General features: G+C 55.1%; 16 protein-coding genes. 8 read left to right on the forward strand and 8 right to left on the reverse strand.

The window, feature by feature from the left end; genetic code table 11:
* Positions 1 to 21: 21 nt before the first annotated feature.
* On the reverse strand, positions 22 to 3399 hold the full coding sequence (mscK, locus tag ACNQ0T_RS10315; RefSeq protein WP_171932943.1) for a mechanosensitive channel MscK: 3378 nt from the start codon (positions 3397 to 3399) through the stop codon (positions 22 to 24).
* Between the two features lie 113 nt (positions 3400 to 3512).
* Entirely contained in the window at positions 3513 to 4166 is a 654-nt protein-coding gene (acrR, locus tag ACNQ0T_RS10320) for a multidrug efflux transporter transcriptional repressor AcrR (RefSeq protein ID WP_032621623.1), read from the reverse strand.
* A 141-nt stretch (positions 4167 to 4307) separates the two neighbouring features.
* On the opposite strand from acrR, the gene acrA reads away from it, so the two are divergent.
* The 6 genes from acrA to ACNQ0T_RS10350 all read left to right on the forward strand — a co-directional run bounded on the left by acrA (position 4308) and on the right by ACNQ0T_RS10350 (position 11144).
* Positions 4308 to 5501 carry a multidrug efflux RND transporter periplasmic adaptor subunit AcrA gene (gene acrA, locus ACNQ0T_RS10325; RefSeq protein ID WP_022647272.1) on the forward strand — a complete coding sequence of 398 codons (1194 nt, stop codon included), beginning with the start codon at positions 4308 to 4310 and terminating at the stop codon, positions 5499 to 5501.
* Between the two features lie 22 nt (positions 5502 to 5523).
* Positions 5524 to 8670, forward strand: coding sequence for a multidrug efflux RND transporter permease subunit AcrB (gene acrB, locus ACNQ0T_RS10330; RefSeq protein WP_023299464.1), 3147 nt, complete (start codon positions 5524 to 5526; stop codon positions 8668 to 8670).
* Positions 8671 to 9179: 509 nt separating this feature from the next.
* Positions 9180 to 9554, forward strand: a complete 375-nt coding sequence (gene tomB / locus ACNQ0T_RS10335) for an Hha toxicity modulator TomB (protein ID WP_006809850.1) — start codon at positions 9180 to 9182, stop codon at positions 9552 to 9554.
* 28 nt (positions 9555 to 9582) lie between these two features.
* Entirely contained in the window at positions 9583 to 9801 is a 219-nt protein-coding gene (locus ACNQ0T_RS10340) for an HHA domain-containing protein (RefSeq protein ID WP_015571250.1), read from the forward strand.
* Between the two features lie 207 nt (positions 9802 to 10008).
* Positions 10009 to 10560: a maltose O-acetyltransferase gene (gene maa / locus ACNQ0T_RS10345; RefSeq protein ID WP_022647270.1), complete on the forward strand. Its 552-nt coding sequence runs from the start codon at positions 10009 to 10011 to the stop codon at positions 10558 to 10560.
* Positions 10561 to 10676: 116 nt separating this feature from the next.
* Complete coding sequence (locus tag ACNQ0T_RS10350; RefSeq protein WP_022647269.1) at positions 10677 to 11144, forward strand: YlaC family protein; 468 nt, start codon at positions 10677 to 10679, stop codon at positions 11142 to 11144.
* Here the strand turns inward: ACNQ0T_RS10350 and ACNQ0T_RS10355 are convergent.
* Entirely contained in the window at positions 11116 to 12576 is a 1461-nt protein-coding gene (locus tag ACNQ0T_RS10355) for a PLP-dependent aminotransferase family protein (RefSeq protein ID WP_023299463.1), read from the reverse strand. The genes ACNQ0T_RS10350 and ACNQ0T_RS10355 overlap by 29 nt on opposite strands.
* Before the next feature lie 102 nt (positions 12577 to 12678).
* Here ACNQ0T_RS10355 and ACNQ0T_RS10360 point away from each other — a divergent pair, with 102 nt between their 5' ends.
* Positions 12679 to 13389 carry a GNAT family N-acetyltransferase gene (locus ACNQ0T_RS10360; protein WP_155025761.1) on the forward strand — a complete coding sequence of 237 codons (711 nt, stop codon included), beginning with the start codon at positions 12679 to 12681 and terminating at the stop codon, positions 13387 to 13389.
* Here ACNQ0T_RS10360 and ykgO read toward each other — a convergent pair.
* Both ykgO and ACNQ0T_RS10370 read right to left on the reverse strand, forming a co-directional pair.
* Positions 13386 to 13526 (reverse strand): type B 50S ribosomal protein L36, encoded by a 141-nt coding sequence (gene ykgO / locus ACNQ0T_RS10365; protein WP_003859006.1) that lies wholly within the window; start codon positions 13524 to 13526, stop codon positions 13386 to 13388. The two genes, ACNQ0T_RS10360 and ykgO, sit on opposite strands and share 4 nt — an antisense overlap.
* 2 nt (positions 13527 to 13528) lie before the next feature.
* Complete coding sequence (locus ACNQ0T_RS10370) at positions 13529 to 13789, reverse strand: type B 50S ribosomal protein L31 (RefSeq protein ID WP_015571255.1); 261 nt, start codon at positions 13787 to 13789, stop codon at positions 13529 to 13531.
* Positions 13790 to 14004: 215 nt separating this feature from the next.
* Between ACNQ0T_RS10370 and ACNQ0T_RS10375 the strand changes: the two genes are divergently transcribed.
* The gene (locus tag ACNQ0T_RS10375; protein ID WP_045622297.1) at positions 14005 to 15564 is read left to right on the forward strand and encodes an EAL domain-containing protein; all 1560 of its coding nucleotides are present in this window, start codon (positions 14005 to 14007) and stop codon (positions 15562 to 15564) included.
* A gap of 51 nt (positions 15565 to 15615) precedes the next feature.
* Here ACNQ0T_RS10375 and ACNQ0T_RS10380 read toward each other — a convergent pair whose 3' ends face one another.
* From ACNQ0T_RS10380 to ACNQ0T_RS10390, 3 genes are all read right to left on the reverse strand, one after another.
* A complete protein-coding gene (locus ACNQ0T_RS10380; RefSeq protein WP_417930009.1) occupies positions 15616 to 18705 on the reverse strand; it encodes a beta-galactosidase in 3090 nt (1029 codons plus the stop codon).
* A gap of 103 nt (positions 18706 to 18808) precedes the next feature.
* Positions 18809 to 19879, reverse strand: a complete 1071-nt coding sequence (locus ACNQ0T_RS10385) for a LacI family DNA-binding transcriptional regulator (RefSeq protein ID WP_045307885.1) — start codon at positions 19877 to 19879, stop codon at positions 18809 to 18811.
* Positions 19880 to 19954: 75 nt separating this feature from the next.
* A complete protein-coding gene (locus ACNQ0T_RS10390; protein ID WP_022647263.1) occupies positions 19955 to 20566 on the reverse strand; it encodes a YczE/YyaS/YitT family protein in 612 nt (203 codons plus the stop codon).
* Positions 20567 to 20647 lie beyond the last annotated feature (81 nt).

Below are 20647 nucleotides of genomic sequence, written 5' to 3' on the forward strand. Positions count from 1 at the left end.
AGATCTGCCCTGATTCGCTTTTTACCCTCTCCCCTCTGGGGAGAGGGTAGGGTGAGGGGCGGAGTTTTCGTCACCCTTAATCTCGCGCTTCACTTCCGTATGTTCGTCACCTTTCTCATTGCGCAGGTGAACCTCAAGCTGGTTGAAGGCGATATTAATGTTGTTTTCACGGCACAGACGGTCAATGGTGCGGTTCAGCTCATCGACGGTGTAGCTGCGATCGCGTAGTTCGCGTACGTACAGGCGCAGCTCATGATCCAGCGTGCTTGGCCCGAAGGTGGTGAAGAACACGTCAGGCGCAGGATCGTGCATCACTTTAGGATGTGATTTCGCGGCTTCCAGCAGGACCTCTTTCACTTTATCCAGATCTGAACCATAGGCCACCCCGAGTCGGACCACCACGCGCGTCGTAGTATCCGAAAGCGACCAGTTGATCAGTCGCTCGGTCACGAAGGCTTTGTTCGGGATGATCACCTCTTTACGATCGAAGTCAGTGATGGTGGTCGCACGAATACGGATTTTGCTGACGGTCCCGGAGAAGGTGCCGATGGTGACGGTATCGCCGATACGCACCGGACGTTCGAACAGGATTATCAGGCCAGAAACAAAGTTACCGAAGATCTCCTGCAAGCCGAAGCCCAGACCTACCGACAGCGCCGCCGCCAGCCACTGGAGTTTATCCCACGAGACGCCCAGCGAGCCGAATACCGTCATCGCCCCGACAATAATAATAACGTAGTTCAGGATGGTGGTAATGGCATACGACGCCCCCTGACGCAGGTTCAGCCTTGAGAGCACCAGCACTTCCAGCAGACCAGGCAGGTTGCGGATCAACGCCCAGGCCACCACCGACGACACCAGCGCAAAGAGCAGGCTGCCCATGGTGACGCTTTTCATTACCGCAGCGCCCGCTTCGGTACCGTTGTATTGCCAGAGGGTGATACTGTCGAGGTAGGCGAAGACGGTAATTAAATCAGACCAGATGGCCCAGAACATCACCGCAAACAGCGCAATCATCACCAGCATGGTAATACGCATCGTTTGCTGGTTGACCTGCTCCAGGGCAATGGTCGGCTCTTCCTGCGGCTCAGCCCCTTCAGCCCCCTCTTTAACCTGATGCTGTCGACGGGCAACAGCGCGACGATACGCAATGCGGCGCGCCGCCACGCTCAAACCGCGCAGCACGGTCTGGAACAGCAGGTTCCACAGGATCACCAGATACACGGTTTCAATCCAGCGGCCTGACAGACGAAGCGTGGTATAGAAGTAACCCGTTGCCGTCAGCACCATCAGCGCCAGCGGAATGATCGCCAGCACCGTTACGGTAACCAGACGAAGATTGTGGGACTCTTTATCACGCCAGCTGTCGCGGCACATCGGCCACATCAGGACGGCTATCAGCAGCAGGTTCAGCATAATTACCAGCTGTCCCAGCACGTCATCCATCAGATGCAGCGGCGAAAGCTCGGCCACAACGGACCAGAAGTGCAGCGGCAACAGCGCGAGGCTGATACGTACAATCTGGCGACGCCAGTGGCTGGTGAGTTTTTCCGGCATGTTGAAGTGTCGGACCGCGACGCCGTCTTTTTCCAGCACTTTCCAGCACAGACCAAACACCAGCCAGAACAGCGCCAGCTTTTTGCTGAACGCCCACAGCAGGTCGCTGATATTGAGCTGCATGGTCAACAGGATCAGGCCGACGGCGAGGATCAGCAGGCAGACCGGCAGAGCACGGATCAGATCGATCAGGATCGCTTTCGGGGTGTGCAGCTGGCTGTCGTTACGCAGTTGCCCCACTTCCGAGGCCAGCTTCGCCTGGTACTGCTTCAGCCATTTCAAACGCCAGCGTATTACTCCGGCGATGAGCAGCAAAGGCAGACCCGCAAGGAAGGCAATCATTACCGCAGGCCAGGCTTTCTCCCAGTTCACGGTAATTTTCATGCTTTTGATCTGGGATTTCAGCGTTTCAGGGAAAGATTTAAACCAGTCCCAGTCCATGGGTTTGTTGCTGTTCACCCAGAAAATCTGCTGGGTCAGGATCTCCTGGAGGCTTTTAGACACGCTCACCAGCTGCTGCTGGTTGATTTGCAGGTTAATCGCCATCATCAGCTGGTTGCCCAGCTGCTTATTAAGCTGATCGAGCAGTTCGCGGCGCATATCCACAACCTGCAACAGCGCGTCGTGAACTTCACCGTTTACTTCACTTGAATGGCCTTCTTCCACTTTGGCAACAAACGTATCGCTCTGGAACAGGGCATCGCGCTGCTGGTTAACGTCAAACTGTTCAAGACGCAAATCCGCAATGCGGTTGGTCATGTCTTCCAGCTCGTCTGCGGACGGCAGCGTCTGCTGCTGCTGGTAAAGAATGCGCGACAGCAGCAGGCTTCCCTTCAGGACGGCAATCTGCTCTTTGACATTGCGCTCAGCCTGCAAAGCGCGATCCAGCCAGTTTTTGACTTTAATATTCTGCTGCACCAGCGCGCTGCCGCTTTCAGTCGCCTGAATCAGGCGCTCGCTCAGCTGATGGTTAATTTCCAGCTCCTGCTTCACCAGCGGATTGGCCTGGATACGCGCCGTTTCGTCTGGCGAGACCGCTTCCTGCGCCGTTTTTTCGGTCAGCGTCAGGCGCTTGCTGTTCACCGCCTCCTGCAACAGCTGAAGCTGATGCTCGAGCCGGTTGATATTCGCGTTCACGTAGTCACGCTGTTTTTGCAGCGCATCCTGCAACACCGTGTTGCCTTCCAGACTCTTACGCTGCTGTTCAATCTCCGCGTTCAGCAGCGTCTGCTGGATGTTCAGCAGCGTTTGCTGGGTCGGTCGAAGCGCCCCTTCCCCCACGGTAATGCCATTCAGACGGTTACGTATCTGCTGTAGCTGTTGCGATGCAGAATACATGGCGTTCTGCACGCGCTCAGGCTGGGTTTGCAGCGAAACCAGCTGGCTGTTATAGGTCGAGAGATCGGACTGCGCCGTTTGCAGATCGTCCAGCAGCTGCGCCACGCGCGACTCGAGCTGGCGCAACGAAAGCGTGGCAAGCGTTTTTCGGGTTTCATCGTCGTTATCAACGTCGCTAAGCGCGTTCAGGGCCTCCGTTGCTTTACGCATGTTCTCCGGCGCCTGAGCGACCTTCTGCCGCAGCTGGGCCGTTTCGGCTTTGATGCGATCGATCTTATCCAGCGTATCCAGGGTTTCCGTCAGGTCCTGCTGAACGAGCTTTTCCTGGGCGGAGAGATCTTTTTGTTTATTCAGGGTGTCGAGTTGCGACTGAACCTCGGCACGCGTCGGGACGTCACTGCCGTTGTCTGCACGGGCCCAGGAATGCGGTGCGGCTGCAAAGAAAAACAGCAGGATCAAAAAAACGGCCAGAACAGAATGTGTCGAGCGATAGGTGTGCAGCATAGTCGTGAATGTGATCTGAGAAATGACCGAAAATAGTCGGGCGTGAAGAATATCACGCCCGGCTAAAGCAGAATAGCGGGAAGGTAATCCTCTAAGACATTTCCTGGAAAGATTCAGGCAGTAAGCGGCGATCCCTCGCTGCGGAGGGTTGGGCAAAGCTGGCACATCTCCAGGAAAATCGCGACGTAGCTGCGCGCCTCTGATTTCAGATCGAACGATTGCGGGGCGAAAAGCCAGTTTTCCATCAGGCCGGAAATATAGCTGCGCATCAGGATCGCCGCCCGGCGCGTTAACAGCGTAGCGGGAAGCATGTCGGCCTGCATACATTCCTTAAGAACTTGCTCGATGCGATCGTAGCTTTCCAGACACAGGTCGCGCTGCGCCTGCTGAACCACCGCCATTTCGCCAACAAACTCACATTTATGGAAGATGATTTCCATCATCAGACGTCGGCGTTCTTCCACAACAGTCGCTTCAAGGATATATACTAATATTTCTCTTAATACTGAGAGTGGATCGTGAGGGAATTTTGCCCGATACTCACTCTCAAGATCGCTGATGCTGGACTCTGAAAGCTCCCAGATTTCACCAAACAGATCTGACTTGTCTTTAAAATGCCAGTAAATCGCTCCCCGCGTGACGCCCGCGGCCTGAGCAATCTGCGCCAGCGAGGTTGCCGAAACACCCTGCTGTGAGAACAAACGCATTGCCACATCCAGAATGTGTTGTCGGGTTTCCAGCGCTTGTTGTTTGGTTTTTCGTGCCATACGTTGATGAATTTACAGGAGTCAGATTTACATACATTTATGAATGTATGTACCATAGCATGACGATAATATAAACGCAGCAATGGGTTTTTAGACTCAGGACCCTTGATCAATTTGAAATCGGACACTCGAGGTTTACATATGAACAAAAACAGAGGGTTAACGCCTCTGGCGGTCGTTCTGATGCTCTCAGGCAGCTTAGCGCTTACAGGATGTGACGACAAAGAGGCTCAACAAGGAGCTCAGCAGGTGCCAGAAGTTGGCGTCGTGACGCTCAAATCCGAACCTCTCCAGATGACAACAGAACTACCGGGCCGCACCAGCGCCTATCGCATTGCAGAAGTACGTCCGCAGGTGAGCGGTATCATCCTGAAACGTAACTTCACCGAAGGCGGTGATGTGAAAGCAGGTGAGTCTCTTTATCAGATTGATCCAGCAACCTATCAGGCGTCTTATGAGAGCGCTAAAGGCGATCTGGCGAAAGCAGAAGCGGCAGCCAAAATTTCGCAACTGACGTTGAATCGTTACAAGAAACTGCTCGGCACGCAGTACATCAGCCAACAGGATTACGATTCTGCCCTGGCCGATGCACAGCAAGCCAATGCAGCCGTTGTGGCGGCGAAAGCGGCGGTAGAAACCGCGCGTATTAACCTCGCCTACACCAAAGTGACCTCCCCTATCAGCGGTCGTATTGGTAAATCAGCCGTCACCGAAGGTGCGCTGGTGCAGAACGGTCAAACCAACGCGCTGGCCACCGTGCAGCAGCTTGACCCGATCTACGTTGACGTTACACAGTCCAGCAACGATTTCCTGCGTCTCAAACAGGAGCTTGCCAGCGGACAACTGAAACAGGAAAACGGTAAAGCCAAAGTTGAACTGGTTACCAACGACGGTATCAAGTTCTCACAGACAGGCACACTGGAATTTTCTGATGTGACCGTCGATCAGACCACCGGCTCTATCACCATCCGGGCTATTTTCCCGAATCCGGATAAAACCCTGCTGCCGGGTATGTTCGTACGCGCCCGTCTTGAAGAAGGGACTAACCCAAGCGCCATTCTGGTTCCGCAGCAAGGTGTGACCCGTACGCCACGCGGCGATGCGAGCGCGCTGGTTGTGGGTGCCGATAACAAAGTCGAAACACGCAATATCACTGCAACGCAGGCGATTGGCGACAAGTGGCTGGTAACGGAAGGTCTGAAAGATGGCGATCGCGTGATTATTACTGGTTTGCAAAAAGTTCGTCCTGGCGCGCAGGTCAAAGCTCAGGAAGTGAAATCTGACGACAAACAACAAGCGTCGGCCGCTGGCCAGTCAGAACAAACCAAGTCTTAACTTAAACAGGAGCCGTTAAGACATGCCTAATTTCTTTATCGATCGCCCCATATTTGCGTGGGTGATCGCCATTATCATCATGCTGGCCGGGGGACTTGCGATCCTGAAGCTGCCTGTTGCGCAATATCCAACGATTGCGCCGCCGGCAGTGACGATCTCCGCAACCTACCCGGGCGCTGATGCCAAAACGGTGCAGGACACCGTTACGCAGGTTATCGAACAGAACATGAACGGTATCGATAACCTGATGTACATGTCCTCAAACAGTGACTCAACCGGTACAGTTCAGATTACCCTGACCTTTGAATCCGGTACGGATGCGGACATTGCGCAGGTTCAGGTGCAGAACAAACTGCAGTTGGCGATGCCCCTGCTGCCGCAGGAAGTGCAACAACAGGGTGTGAGCGTCGAGAAATCGTCCAGTAGCTTCCTGATGGTTGTCGGCGTGATTAACACCGATGGCACCATGACGCAGGAAGATATTTCCGACTACGTGGGCGCCAACATGAAGGATGCCATCAGCCGTACGTCTGGTGTGGGTGACGTTCAGCTGTTCGGTTCACAGTACGCGATGCGTATCTGGATGGATCCGAATAAGCTGAACAACTTCCAGCTGACCCCGGTTGACGTGATCAGCGCAATTAAAGCGCAAAACGCCCAGGTTGCAGCCGGTCAGTTAGGCGGCACGCCGCCGGTGAAAGGCCAGCAGCTTAACGCGTCTATCATCGCGCAAACGCGTCTGACCTCGGCGGATGAGTTCAGTAAAATTCTGCTGAAGGTGAATCAGGACGGTTCGCAGGTTCGCCTGCGTGACGTGGCGAAAGTGGAGCTGGGTGGCGAGAACTACGACGTTATTGCGAAGTTCAACGGTAAACCGGCTTCCGGTTTAGGTATCAAACTGGCGACTGGGGCGAACGCCCTGGACACCGCGACGGCTATCCGTGCAGAACTGAAGAAGATGGAACCTTTCTTCCCGTCAGGTCTGAAAATTGTTTACCCGTATGACACCACGCCGTTCGTTAAAATTTCGATTCACGAAGTGGTAAAAACCCTGGTTGAGGCGATCATCCTCGTCTTCCTGGTAATGTACCTGTTCCTGCAAAACTTCCGCGCAACGCTGATCCCAACCATCGCCGTGCCGGTTGTACTGCTCGGCACCTTCGCGGTTCTGGCGATATTTGGCTATTCGATAAACACCCTGACGATGTTCGGGATGGTGCTCGCCATCGGCCTGCTGGTGGATGACGCCATCGTAGTGGTCGAAAACGTTGAGCGTGTGATGGCGGAAGAAGGCCTGCCGCCGAAGGAAGCAACCCGTAAATCAATGGGCCAGATCCAGGGCGCGCTGGTCGGTATCGCGATGGTTCTGTCTGCGGTATTTATCCCGATGGCCTTCTTCGGGGGTTCAACCGGTGCGATTTACCGTCAGTTCTCTATTACCATCGTTTCCGCGATGGCGCTGTCGGTGCTGGTAGCCCTGATCCTGACGCCAGCCCTGTGTGCGACCATGCTGAAGCCGATTAAGAAAGGTGGCCACGGCGAGCACAAAGGGTTCTTCGGCTGGTTTAACCGCATGTTTGATAAGAGTACGCACCACTACACCGACAGCGTGGGGAACATCCTGCGCAGCACCGGTCGTTATCTGCTGCTCTATATCATCATCGTGGTGGGCATGGCTTTCCTGTTTGTTCGTCTGCCAAGCTCGTTCCTGCCAGATGAAGACCAGGGCGTGTTCCTGAGCATGGCTCAGCTTCCGGCGGGTGCGACGCAAGAACGTACGCAAAAAGTGCTGGATGAGATGACCGACTACTTCCTGACCAAAGAGAAAGACAACGTCGAATCCGTGTTTGCGGTTAACGGCTTTGGCTTCGCGGGTCGTGGTCAGAACACCGGTATTGCCTTCGTTTCTCTGAAAGACTGGTCCGAACGCCCGGGTGATGAGAACAAAGTTGAAGCCATTACCAACCGGGCCATGGGTACCTTCTCACAGATTAAAGATGCGATGGTCTTCGCCTTTAACCTGCCAGCGATTGTTGAACTGGGTACGGCGACCGGCTTCGACTTCCAGCTGATTGACCAGGGCGGTCTGGGCCACGAAAAACTGACTCAGGCGCGTAACCAGCTATTTGGCGAGGTGGCTAAACACCCTGACCTGCTGGTGGGCGTGCGTCCTAACGGTCTGGAAGATACGCCGCAGTACAAGATCGATATCGACCAGGAAAAAGCACAGGCGCTGGGTGTGTCCATCAGTGACATCAATACCACGCTGGGTGCAGCCTGGGGTGGCAGCTACGTCAACGACTTCATCGACCGTGGTCGCGTGAAGAAAGTGTACGTCATGTCCGAAGCGCAATACCGTATGCTGCCGAACGATATCAACAACTGGTACGTTCGCGGCAGTGATGGCCAGATGGTGCCGTTCTCCGCCTTCTCAACTTCGCGCTGGGAATACGGTTCGCCGCGTCTGGAGCGTTATAACGGCTTGCCTTCGATGGAGATCCTCGGTCAGGCGGCGCCGGGCCGAAGCACCGGTGAAGCCATGAACCTGATGGAAGAGTTGGCCAGCAAACTGCCTGCGGGTATTGGCTACGACTGGACCGGTATGTCCTATCAGGAACGTCTGTCCGGTAACCAGGCCCCTGCCCTGTACGCCATTTCACTGATTGTGGTGTTCCTGTGTCTGGCGGCATTGTATGAGAGCTGGTCGATTCCGTTCTCCGTTATGCTCGTGGTTCCGCTGGGGGTTATCGGTGCGCTGCTTGCCGCAACCTTCCGAGGGCTGACTAACGACGTTTACTTCCAGGTGGGCCTGCTGACAACCATTGGCTTGTCGGCGAAGAACGCGATACTTATCGTCGAATTCGCCAAAGATCTGATGGAGAAAGAAGGTAAAGGCCTGATTGAAGCAACGCTTGAAGCCGTTCGTATGCGTCTGCGTCCAATCCTGATGACGTCCCTGGCGTTTATCCTCGGCGTTATGCCGCTGGTTATCAGCTCAGGCGCAGGCTCCGGCGCACAGAACGCGGTAGGTACCGGTGTAATGGGTGGTATGGTCACTGCGACCGTTCTCGCCATCTTCTTTGTACCGGTGTTCTTCGTGGTGGTACGTCGCCGCTTTAGCCGCAAAAATGAAGATGTGGAGCACAATCATTCGGTAGAACATCACTGATACCGGTTTCACATGATAAAAAGGCCGCATTTGCGGCCTTTTTCATTTTCAGAAAAATTCATAAAATAGTCTTATTGTCGTTTTATTTATTTTCACCCGTCCTGATAAGACTTATCATAATAATCCGATAAGCTAATCGTAGAATTCAGCATTCTTTTTATATCAATTCATCGCCTAAAATATTCGGACAAATCCTAAATCATCGTAAATGCCGAAGACATCTGAATCCGGACTTCAATTGAAACATTGCGCTAACTCAATGAATCTTAAGGAACGGATTAAAAAAAGGGTTTCTCTCGATAAAAGTGTTCGCGTCTGAGGTCACATTTGCGTAAGCGCTCGCAAGGAAACGTTTTAATTGTAATTTTTCGTAATAGCGCGGTGAAATCCTGATCAGAGTGGCTTATAGTTAGAGTTATCAGGAACACAGCTCCCGTGTGGCTAAGCAAGTTGTATCCATCCCGACATGATGTTCGGTGAGTAAAAAATCACTCAGAAGGGGATGCGCTATGGACGAGTACTCGCCAAAAAGGCATGATATCGCGCAGTTGAAATTTCTCTGCGAATCCTTGTACCATGACTGCCTTGCCAATCTTGAAGAAAGTAACCATGGCTGGGTGAACGATCCTACGTCTGCTATCAATTTACAGCTTAATGAGCTGATCGAGCATATCGCAACCTTCGCACTTAATTATAAAATTAAGTACAATGAAGATAATAAGTTGATAGAGCAAATTGATGAATACCTGGACGACACCTTTATGTTGTTCAGCAGCTACGGCATTAACGCACAGGATTTGCAGAAATGGCGTAAATCAGGAAACCGTCTATTTCGCTGCTTCACGAATGTCAGCAGAGCTAATCCGGTTAGTCTTTCCTGTTAAAATTATTACAAATACTAAGGTGAATTTTATGTCTGATAAACCATTAACTAAAGTTGATTATTTGATGCGCCTGCGACGCTGTCAGTCAATTGACACGCTCGAACGTGTTATTGAGAAAAATAAATACGAGCTGTCTGATAATGAACTGGCGGTATTTTATTCAGCTGCCGACCATCGTCTTGCTGAACTGACCATGAATAAACTCTATGACAAGATCCCCTCTTCGGTATGGAAATTTGTTCGTTAGTCGTTGAAGAGAGACTTTAAGGCACTACGCCCGTTGTTAAGCTGAATTTACCTTTCGTATTACGCTTCAAGTGCAAACGCCAGGTCCCCGTATAAAACGTATTTATACGCAAGAATGTTGTGACTCCTGTCACAGTCACTTTTAGGGAACGTTCCCTTTCTGGCTAATCCTCTTTACGCTACGTAAAACGATTCCAGAGAGGTTCCCATGAGTGAAGAAAAACAGAAGATGATTGCCGGTGAATATTATCGCCCCGGCGATGACACGCTGAGGGCTGACCGTTTACGCGCTCGTCATATTGTTCACCGCTATAACCATACCGCACCCGATGAGAAGGCCGAACGTCGCGCCTTATTAGCTGACCTGCTGGGTCAAAGCGAAGGCGCTTATATTGAGCCGAGCTTCCGCTGCGACTACGGCTATAACATCTATCTGGGCAACAATTTTTACGCCAACTTCGACTGCGTCATGCTGGACGTCTGCCCTATCCGCATTGGCGATAACTGTATGCTCGCACCGGGGGTGCACATTTATACGGCCACGCATCCTCTGGACGCGACCGAACGTAACAGCGGGCTGGAGTACGGTAAATCGGTCACCATAGGCCATAACGTCTGGATCGGCGGACGCGCGGTGATTAATCCGGGCGTGACCATTGGCGATAATGCGGTTATCGCTTCCGGCGCGGTAGTGACCAAAGACGTGCCGGCCAATGCGGTAGTGGGCGGGAATCCGGCGAAAATCATTAAAATGATCTAAGCGCATCCTGAGTAACTGTTATGCTTTTTCCTGGCATAACTGTTACTTTCATCGCATAAACCCCTCTCATAAAATAGGCAGATCACCTGTATTTTTAACAATCATAAAGGCAAAAAATGACAGAGATACAGCGCCTGCTTACCGCCACCATCGACGAGCTCAATACCCGCGAAAAGCGCGACAATCGTCCGCGCTTTAGCATCAGCTTTATTCGCAAACATCCCGGATTGTTCGTCGCCATGTACGCCGCCTGGCTGGCAACGCTTATCGTCATGCTGAAGTCTGAAACGCTGGTCGATTCCGTCTGGCTGCTGGTTGTGCTGTTCGTGGTGTTTAACGCGTTTTTCTTTTTCGACGTCAATCCGCGTTACCGGTATGAAGATATCGACGTACTCGATTTCCGCGTCTGCTACAACGGGGAGTGGTACAACACGCGTTACGTGCCGAAGGAGCTGATCGACAGCATCCTGCACTCGCCGGCTGTCGAAGCCGGGCAAAAAGAGAAGTTGCAGAAAATGGTCATCACCAAGGGCCAGCTCTCTTTTTATGATGTCTTTACCCTTTCCCGCCCCGCTGCTGTGTAATGAGCGCCTGAAGACGTCGAATACCCGGCGCAAACTGCGAAGCAGAGGTATTGCCGTAACCTAAAACCAGACCGGTTTGCCCCTGCGTCGTCTCAAGGTAGTACCCGCTCAGTGCAGCGGGTGCCAGCTGAAACGCTCTTGCCTGCTCCACCAGCCGCTGGTCGTCGATACCGTCAATCGCCAGCGCCAGGTGCATCCCTCCTTCTCCGGCAAGAACACGGTGCGGCGTATGAAGCTCTGCACTTAGCACCTCCCGCAGCTGGCGGTATCGCTTACGATAAAGTCGGCGCATGGCGGCAAGATGTCGCGCATAGTGGCCTTCCTCAATAAATAGCGCCAGGGTGCGCTGTTCAGCGCGATGCCCGCCGCGCAGCAGCGAGCCGATGGCCGGACGCGCTGCCTTCGCCAGCGCTGGCGGTAATACCATGAACCCCATTCTGAGCGACGGAAACAGCGTTTTGCTGAACGTCCCCAGATATACAACGGGCGCATTGTTGACCATTCCCAGCATCGCCGGTACGGGCTCACCGGCATAACGGAATTCGCTGTCGTAATCGTCCTCAATGATCCACGCGCTGTGCTGCCGGGCCAGTTCCAGCAGCGCCAGACGCCGCCGCGCGCTGAGCACGCTTCCGTAAGGGAACTGATGCGATGGCGAGGTAAAAATCAGCGTGGGTGAAGGCGCACACAACCCTTCCCAGCACATCCCCTCGTCATCAACCGGTATGCCGCTCATCGCCAGGCCGGTTTTGACGAAAGCGCTTTTAGCACCGCTATAGCCGGGATTTTCAACCCAGGCGACATCCCCCGGCTCGCTTAACAGCATCGTGCACAGATTGACGCCCTCCAGTGCCCCTTCGGTTATCACAATCTGGCTGGCATCGCAGTCAATGCCGCGGGAGAGCGCAAGATGGCGGGCAATGGCGGCCCGTAGCGTCGGCTCGCCGGCCGGGTCGCCATACCCTAACAGGGCGCTCCCCTCCTCGCGCAGGACGCGATCGTATAACCGCCGCCACAGCGGCAAGGGGAAATAGTTGATGGCAGGCGTTCCTGGCGTAAATGCCATCACCGGAGTGTCGCGCGGCACAGGCGCGGGCAGCAGGGCAACACGTTTTGTCAGCCTGACGTCCGGGTCCGGTAATGTCCGGGCAATCGTACGATGCGCGAATTGCCCCACCCGCGTACCCTGGCGGCTACGCAGCAAATAACCTTCGAGCGTGAGCTGGTCCAGCGCCGCATTAACGGTGTTTCGGGACACCGAGATCTGCTGCGCCAGCGTTCGCGAGCCGGGCAAATGACTGCCGGACCGAAGCCTTCCGCACAGTATGGCCTCCCGCAAAGCAAGGTAGAGCGCGCGCTGGAGCGTTTCTTCCCCACGTTTTTTCAGCGCAGCATGGAGCAGGGTGTATAGCTCATCACCCGGTATATTCATCTTTACCTCCTCGTGGTACCAGCAAAACATAGCCTGGTGGTTCTTTTTAAGGAACCAGTAATTCACTAATCTGGAGATCTTTTCAACATCGTGGAAATAAAGATGAGTGTATTCAATGAGTTTGGACAACCTGTAGGGGAAAGCCTTACCGACTGGCAGCCTCGCCCGCACCCGTCCCGGGTGGTACTTCAGGGTCGCTATTGTCGGCTTGAGCCGCTGCGCGTGGAGCATGCCCACGCGTTGTTCGCTGCGTATTCCCTGGCCGGAGATACCCGAAGCTGGACGTGGCTGCTGCGTGAACCCGATGCCACCGCAGAGGAGTTTGCCGAATGGGTGGCGAGCGTAAGCAAATTATCCGATCCCATCCACTTTAGCGTTATCGATAACCAGACCCAATCTCCTGTCGGGACGCTGTCCCTTATGCGGATCGATCCTAAAAACGGCGTTGTAGAAGTGGGACATGTTCACTTCTCGTCACTGTTAAGCCGCACGCCCATGTCGACAGAAGCGCAGTATCTGCTGATGCGGTACGTGTTCGATACCCTGGGCTACCGACGTTATGAATGGAAGTGCAACAGCCTGAACGAACCCTCTCGCAAAGCGGCCCTGCGTCTTGGGTTTCAGTTTGAAGGGCGTTTTCGCCAGGCGCTGGTCATTAAAGGCCGAAACCGGGACACCGACTGGTTTTCAATTCTCGACAAAGAGTGGTCAGCGCTGGCGAGCGCGTTTGAAAGCTGGCTTGCCACCGACAATTTTACCGTCGATGGCAAACAGAAAAGATCCCTGGAAAGCTGGCGAGAAATGCGCGTCTAGCGTCTTTTTTTACGCCCCTGCACCGCCTTAAAGCGCGGGTTAGATTTGCAAATCACGTATAAGCGTCCCTTGCGTTTGACTATCTGGCAATCCGGGTGACGCTGTTTTGCACTGCGCAATGAGTTAAGCACCTGCATGATTAGCCTCGCTTCGCATCAAGAAAGCCACCAAAACGCTTGCGGAAGCGTGCCGCGCTGCCATCCGTCGAGAAGGTCTTCTGCTTCCCGGTATAAAACGGATGTGATTTAGAGGAGACATCAAGAGTAACGTAGGGATACGTTTTCCCCTCAAGCTCAATTTCACGGTCTGTCTTAATCGTTGAGCCAACTTTAAAATATTCATTAGCCGTGGTGTCGTGAAACACAACGGTGCGATAGGTTGGATGGATATTCGGTTTCATCTCTGGCCTTCATGCATTGTTATAACATAACAAAATACTATCTGAGCTTTGCTGCAAAAACAACCCCTGTGACGCACAGCCTGTTTTTGAAAGGTTTTTTCAAATACTGCCAGAGACTGTTACATGCTATAACTATATCATTTAGCGATAAAAAATTTTTCATCTGGCGCGCAAACTCCATGCCCTGGTCGGGCATATGGAAAGGATACAGCAGCATGCGAACCCGACATCTGGTCAGCCTGGTGACAGGCGTACTGATCTTCTCTGTGCTGGTCCCTGTGTGCCTCAGTATCTGGCTGGCGCATCGTCAGGCAGAGGCGAAATTTGTGGATGCACTGGACAGATATGCCTCGCGCGTCCTGATCCGTACCGACAGAGTCGTTGCGCAGGCAAAACAGGCGCTCACGCACCTACAGTTGTTCAACGCCCCGCCCTGCACTCCTCCGCACTTACGCGAAATGCGTCGTGTCGCGTTCTCATGGCGCTATATTCAGGAAGTGATGTATATCGATAACCAGAAGCCGCTCTGCTCCTCTCTGGAACAATCCAGTAATACGGCGATCTTACCGCCCCCGATGCGGATCACCGCAGACGGATATAGCGCGTGGCTCACCTCGCAAAACGACCTCGGCATTCACCGTTATATGGCCGTTCTGGGGAAAGGACATTATCTGGTAATGGTCGATCCGGCGTCGCTTGTGGATGTTGTCCCGTTCGGTGACATTTCGATGGATGCCGCCCTGGTGGGAAGCGAAACCCATCGGATATTTGCCAGAAGCAATATTCTCGACCCGTATATTCTTTCTGTCGTTAAGGAGCAGCAGGACGTTAAGCGCGTGCAATACAACGGCTCGATGTACGTGTTGAAACCGGTGCCAGAACTGGGGCTTACGGTTATTGCCTGGGCATCGTTAAAACCGCTCGCGGCATCCTGGCATCAGCAGCTGATCATCTGGCTACCGGCAGGCATACTGATAAGCCTGGTTGCAGCCCTTATTGTGCTTCGCATCCTCCGCCGTTTGCTTTCCCCGCGTAACCGGCTGATCGACGCGATCAACAACCGGGAGATCGAGGTTTACTATCAGCCCATTGTGGCGCTATGCAGTGGAAAACTGGTGGGTGCAGAAGCGCTGATGCGCTGGCCGCAGCCAGATGGCAGTGACCTGTCGCCTAATCTCTTTGTTCCCCTGGCGGAGCAGACGGGGCTTATTTCAACGCTGACACAGCTGGTGGTGAATAAGGTGTTTGAGGATTTAGGTGCCTGGCTGCATCATCACCCGGAACTGCACATTTCTGTCAACCTTGCACCATCCGATTTAACGTCCCCCGAGCTGCCTCGCCTGCTGAGTCAATTGCTCAACAAATGGGGCGTCCACCCGCGCCAGATCGCCCTTGAATTGACCGAGCGCGGCTTTGCCGATCCTGCCGTCAGCGCCCCTGCCATCGCTGCGTTTCGGCGCTCCGGGCATGCCATCTACATTGATGATTTTGGTACGGGTTACTCCAGCCTGAGCTATTTGCAGGATCTTGATGTCGATACCCTGAAGATTGATAAATCCTTTGTGGACGCGCTGGAGTATAAGAACGTGACTCCCCACATCATCGAAATGGCCAAATCGCTTAAGCTGGCGATGGTCGCAGAAGGCATTGAAACTGAAGGGCAGCTCGAATGGTTGCATCGCCACGGCGTGCAGTACGGACAGGGCTGGTATTTCAGCAAGGCGCTGCCTAAAGAAGATTTCATTCGCTGGGCCGAGCACAACCTCAGGAAATAAACCCATTGCGCGGTGTTACGTGCGGCCACGGCAGTGGCCGCACGTATCGGCTCAGCCGTTCTGCTGCCAGCAAAACGTGTAGCGCAGCCGACGGTTTTGCAGAATGAAGGCGGGAGCTACGCTCGGGCTCCATGAGTCGTCCCCCCCCACGCCCATGTGGAAGGCATCAAGATTCAACCAGCAGCCAGCCTCTTCCCGCAGCAAGTGCTGATGCGTTGTCGTATGCAGTTGCTGCTGGCTGTAACGGCTCAGGGAGAAATGGAACTGTCCCTGGAAGTGATGTGAGCCAAACGTCAGCTCACGGGTGTCGCAGCGTAAACCGTTCTCCGTCGGGAAGATATACGGCGTCTGCATGGCGTCCAGCGGTAACGCCCAGCGCCCCTGCTGCGCCGCCAGTTTTCTGTCCGGATAATTCTCCAGCGGGCCCAGCCCCAGCCAGCGCACCGTTTGCGGGATATCCGCCAGCATAACGCTCAGGCCCACGCGAGCGGGTTCAGGAATGTCAGACGCCACCGTCACCTGCACATCACCGTGCAGTAACCCGTGGTCATCAATCCGCCAGACCTTGTAGCTGATAAACAGCGCTTTACCCTGATGCTCCCAGACGTGCTGCGTGGTCACCACCACCTCACGGGCATGCTGTTCCGCTTCACACTGGATAAGGCGCGAGGATATCTCATACATCCCTGCCGCTTTCCAGCGTTCCACCCACGCGTTCGGATCGATGCGGGTCGCCTCGCTGATGCCAATGTCATTATCCAGCGGCGCGCGGGTAAAGTTATCCGTTAGCGGGGAACGGAGCGTTTCAGCGCCCGCGTTCCACCACTGGGTCAGGTTGCCGGTGAGACGGCTAAACTGCCAGCGCTGCTGCTGATGAGTGATGTCCAGCACCTCTTCCTGCACCGTTAACTGTGGTGGGGTTCCGTCTGCTTTCGGTGGCGTAAGGTACAGCGGAGCCGGGAGCGGCCACTGATCCCAGGCACAACGGTGGCCGGACGGCGACCACGGCGTGGCCTGCGGCTGAACGATCTCCACGTTGAGCCAGACCTCGCCCGGTTCAGCGCCGAATTCAGTCTGCGGGATCTCAACGCGCTGTGTTCCCTGGGGCGCAACAGAAAGGGTTATTTCGCCGGAAGCCAACACCGCACCGTCACGCGCCACCGACCATCGCAGACTCTCGTTGTCAGTATGACGGAACAGATAATCGCTCTGGATAACGACGACCAGCGGAGCGGTGCTCACCAGCGTAAAGGTAAAGAACTGCTGGGCACGCTGTGCCTCGTAAAGGGCGGGATGCGGGGTGCGATCGGGAAACACCAGCCCGTTGAGGCAGAACTGACGATCGTTGGGCTTATCGCCAAAATCGCCGCCGTAGGCCCAGAATGCCGTGCCGTCTTCCGCTTTTTTCGTCAGCGCCTGATCGACCCAGTCCCAGACAAAGCCGCCCTGCAACCGGGGATGGCTGCGGAATGCCTGCCAGTAGCTGGCAAAGCCGCCAAAGCTGTTACCCATCGCGTGGGCATACTCGCACAGGATCAGCGGACGGGTTTCGTCCGGCATACCAATCCACTTTTTAATCGACCACTTTGGCACCGCCGGGAACGGCTGATCCTGATCGACGCGGGCATACATCGGGCAAATAATATCAGTTGCCGCCGTACTGGCCCCCCCGCCTTCGTACTGCACCGGCCGCGTGGGATCGGTGGTTTTCAGCCAGCGGTACAGCGCATCGTGATTCGCCCCATGCCCGGACTCATTCCCCAGGGACCAGATGATGATGGACGGATGATTCCGGTCCCGCTGCACCATACGCGTTACACGTTCGCTCATGGCAGGCAGCCAGCGCGGATCGTCCGCCAGGCGGCTCATCGGCACCATGCCATGGGTTTCAATATTCGCCTCATCGACCACGTACAGGCCGTAGCGATCGCAAAGCGTGTACCACAGAGGGTGATTCGGATAATGCGAGCAGCGCACGGCATTGAAGTTATGCTGCTTCATCAGTTCGATGTCGCGGCGCATGGTCGCCTCATCCATCACCTGCCCCTTCTCAGGATGATGTTCATGACGGTTCACGCCGCGGATCAGCAGCGGTTTGCCGTTAAGCTTCAGCAGGCCGTTGCTGATTTCGACGCGTCTGAAACCGACATCGCAAGCTTCAGTCTCCAGCATGTTGCCCTGCACATCCCGAAGCGACATGGTCAAACGATAGCGTTCCGGTGTTTCAGCGCTCCACAGCGCGGGATTGTTCACGGGTATCGCCACCGTGAGCCGCTCCGCCCAACTGCCGCGTTCGTCCACGATGGCCGATCCGGGCTGTTGCGTGATTTGCGCGCAGGCTTCGCCGTTACGCCACAGGGTAAACGCCACCTCGCATTCGGCATAGCGTAAGCCTTCCAGCGCAACGTCAACCCGGAGCAGCGCCCGATCGCATTCGGCATTCAGATCGGTCACGATCTGATAATCGGCAATCTGCGTTTCCGGCTTGTGCAGCAGCGAGACGTCACGGAAAATGCCGCTCATCCGCCACATGTCCTGATCTTCCAGGTAGCTTCCGTCGCACCAGCGTAACACCATCACCGCCAGGCGGTTCTGCCCCGGTCGCAGCACCGCGCTGAGGTCGAACTCCGCAGGCAGACGGCTGTCCTGGGAATAGCCTATCCACTGGCCGTTACACCACAGATGAAAAGCTGAATTCACCCCATCAAAGATAATGCGGGTTTGCCCGCTGAGCAGCCAGGCATCATCCATCTCAAATGTGAGCGAGTAACAACCGGTTGGGTTTTCAGCCGGAACATAGGGCGGGTTCACATTTATTGGATAGGTGACGTTGGTGTAGATGGGGGTATCGAATCCCTCCATCTGCCAGTTCGACGGCACGGGCATCTCAACGGCATCAGACAGATCGTCCGTTACCCATGCCTCGGGCACCTGCTCTGGTGCCGGGAAAAAGCTGAATCGCCAGATGCCGTTAAGCAGACGCTCGCTCAGCGAAGGCTTATCCTCCCGGGCGAGGGTTTCATCGCGCCAGCTATGAAAAGGCGCGTGTGCGGCCAGACGATTCCACTGCGTCACGCCCGGGTTTTCCCAGTCACGACGAGCCAGAATTGCGCTGAGGGTCAGCGGCAATGTGGAAGACATATCAACCTCTTTGCGAAGCGCTCACAATTTTAGTCAACATGCCATGGTAAACGGTGGCGGTAAAGACTTTGATCGTCACCAGGCGAGCACGATCACAAAAGCGCTAGCTGCGCGCCAGTTTCTCCGCCAGCAGCGCCAGCGTTCTTAGCTGTTGCGCCAGCTCTTCACGATCGGCCTGTTGTACGGCGCGCGGCGCGGTGGAATGACGAACGATCAACGTAACGGGAAGTTGTTGTTGCCAGGGTTCGGCGTGACGGGCTGTTGCCAGGAGCCACTCCACGCTGCGTTCACCGGCCTCGCGGAACGCCTGCCGAACGGTGGTCAGCGGAGGGGAAAACCACGCGCTGTCAGCCGTATCATCAAACCCGACAACCGAGATCTGCCCCGGTACCGCAACGCCTTTTTCCGCACAGGCGCGTAAAACGCCAAGCGCCATCTGATCGTTCGCCACAAGGATCGCTTCCGGCAGCTGTGCGCCCGCCAGAAGCTGATGCCCTTTCTCGTAGCCCGAGGCCGCGCTCCAGTCGCCCTGCGCCACCGCAAACGCCTCAACGCCAGCCTGAGCCAGCGTAGTTTTCCATCCCGCCAGACGAGCCCGGGCAGAGACAGAACTTTCCGGCCCGGCGAGCAGCGCAATTCGCCGGTGCCCCAGCGAAAGCAGATGCTCCGTCCCCAGGGCAGCGCCCTGTTCAGCATTGAAAACGAGGCTGTTAACCCGAGCTGTGGGGGAAACATCAAGAAAAAGAACCGGGGTCGGCGAGGCCATTTCCTGAAGCATTTCTGCCTGAGCATCTTCCAGCGGAACGTTCACCAGCAGCGCCTCCACGCGCTGCGCCAGTAACTCCTGCAAAGCAGCCTGACACTGCGCGGGCTGCTCCACCATAGAGATGAGCACGCCAGCCCCCTGCTCCACTGCCCGGGATTTTACAGCTGAGGCGATTTGCGACGGCGCATGCAGCGCCAGATCGCTGGTCATCAGCCCCAGCGTGCGGGTGCGTTTTCCGGCCAGCTGCTGCGCGCCACGGTTAGGTACATAGTGTAGCGCCGCCATGGCCTGTCGGACCTTTTCCCGCGTACGGGCAGAAACGTGTTCCGCGTCGTTAATCACCCGGGAAACGGTCTGATAAGAAACGCCCGCCACGCGGGCAACGTCATAAAGAGTGATCGCTTTCATAGATTCTGGCGTCGTAAAAGGTAGTCACTATTCTGACACAGTTACGCCATTATAGCCTGTGAGCGCTTCGCAAAATTAAGCAATCCGCTCCGGCTGCGCGGCTTTCTGCATGCGCGGTCTCTGGCGAAACCACGGCAAACAAAGCTGGATCAGCGGGCCGATGGTTAACGCATACAGCACGGTTCCGACGCCAAACGCTCCCCCGAGGAGATAGCCGACGATCAACACGGTCACCTCGATTGCGGTACGCACGCTGCGGATCGACCAGCCCAGCCGGGCGTGTATGCCGGTCATCAGACCGTCGCGCGGGCCTGCGCCAAAACCCGCGCCGATATACATTCCGGTGGCAAGGGCGTTAACCACAATGCCGGAAACCAGCAGGGTGATGCGCACGGGCAGCGAGGTGAGTTCCGGGATCAATGCCATTGATGCATCTGCCGCCAGGCCAATACAAATCACGTTACTGACCGTACCCAGCCCCGGAAGCTGACGCAGCGGGATCCATAGCAGCAGCACCGCAGCCCCGGTTAAAATCATCACCGTGCCGATGCTCATTCCGGCCTGGATGGCGACGCCAAGGTGAAAAACATTCCAGGGATCAACACCCAGATCCGAACGAATAAACATCGCGGTTGAAAGTCCGTAAAGGGCTAAACCGACATAAAGTTGTACCAGACGACGCACCATTTTCTCTTCTCCGAAGAACCAGCTTCCATCTTCGCTGAAAATGGCACTATGATTAATGTCCAGTTTTCAAATAGTGGACTG

Origin of the sequence: Enterobacter cloacae complex sp.6700776, from assembly GCF_048284255.1 — a bacterium.
GTDB lineage: Bacteria > Pseudomonadota > Gammaproteobacteria > Enterobacterales > Enterobacteriaceae > Enterobacter > Enterobacter intestinihominis.

Coding starts and splice junctions, on each gene's coding strand:
- ACNQ0T_RS10350 (WP_022647269.1), top strand. CDS start 10,677: ATGACAGAGATACAGCGCCTGCTTACCGCCACCATCGACGAGCTCAAT.
- ACNQ0T_RS10360 (WP_155025761.1), top strand. CDS start 12,679: ATGAGTGTATTCAATGAGTTTGGACAACCTGTAGGGGAAAGCCTTACC.
- acrA (WP_022647272.1), top strand. CDS start 4,308: ATGAACAAAAACAGAGGGTTAACGCCTCTGGCGGTCGTTCTGATGCTC.
- ACNQ0T_RS10390 (WP_022647263.1), bottom strand. CDS start 20,566: ATGGTGCGTCGTCTGGTACAACTTTATGTCGGTTTAGCCCTTTACGGA.
- ACNQ0T_RS10340 (WP_015571250.1), top strand. CDS start 9,583: ATGTCTGATAAACCATTAACTAAAGTTGATTATTTGATGCGCCTGCGA.
- tomB (WP_006809850.1), top strand. CDS start 9,180: ATGGACGAGTACTCGCCAAAAAGGCATGATATCGCGCAGTTGAAATTT.
- ACNQ0T_RS10355 (WP_023299463.1), bottom strand. CDS start 12,576: ATGAATATACCGGGTGATGAGCTATACACCCTGCTCCATGCTGCGCTG.
- ACNQ0T_RS10380 (WP_417930009.1), bottom strand. CDS start 18,705: ATGTCTTCCACATTGCCGCTGACCCTCAGCGCAATTCTGGCTCGTCGT.
- maa (WP_022647270.1), top strand. CDS start 10,009: ATGAGTGAAGAAAAACAGAAGATGATTGCCGGTGAATATTATCGCCCC.
- mscK (WP_171932943.1), bottom strand. CDS start 3,399: ATGCTGCACACCTATCGCTCGACACATTCTGTTCTGGCCGTTTTTTTG.
- ACNQ0T_RS10375 (WP_045622297.1), top strand. CDS start 14,005: ATGCGAACCCGACATCTGGTCAGCCTGGTGACAGGCGTACTGATCTTC.
- ykgO (WP_003859006.1), bottom strand. CDS start 13,526: ATGCAGGTGCTTAACTCATTGCGCAGTGCAAAACAGCGTCACCCGGAT.
- acrR (WP_032621623.1), bottom strand. CDS start 4,166: ATGGCACGAAAAACCAAACAACAAGCGCTGGAAACCCGACAACACATT.
- acrB (WP_023299464.1), top strand. CDS start 5,524: ATGCCTAATTTCTTTATCGATCGCCCCATATTTGCGTGGGTGATCGCC.
- ACNQ0T_RS10370 (WP_015571255.1), bottom strand. CDS start 13,789: ATGAAACCGAATATCCATCCAACCTATCGCACCGTTGTGTTTCACGAC.
- ACNQ0T_RS10385 (WP_045307885.1), bottom strand. CDS start 19,879: ATGAAAGCGATCACTCTTTATGACGTTGCCCGCGTGGCGGGCGTTTCT.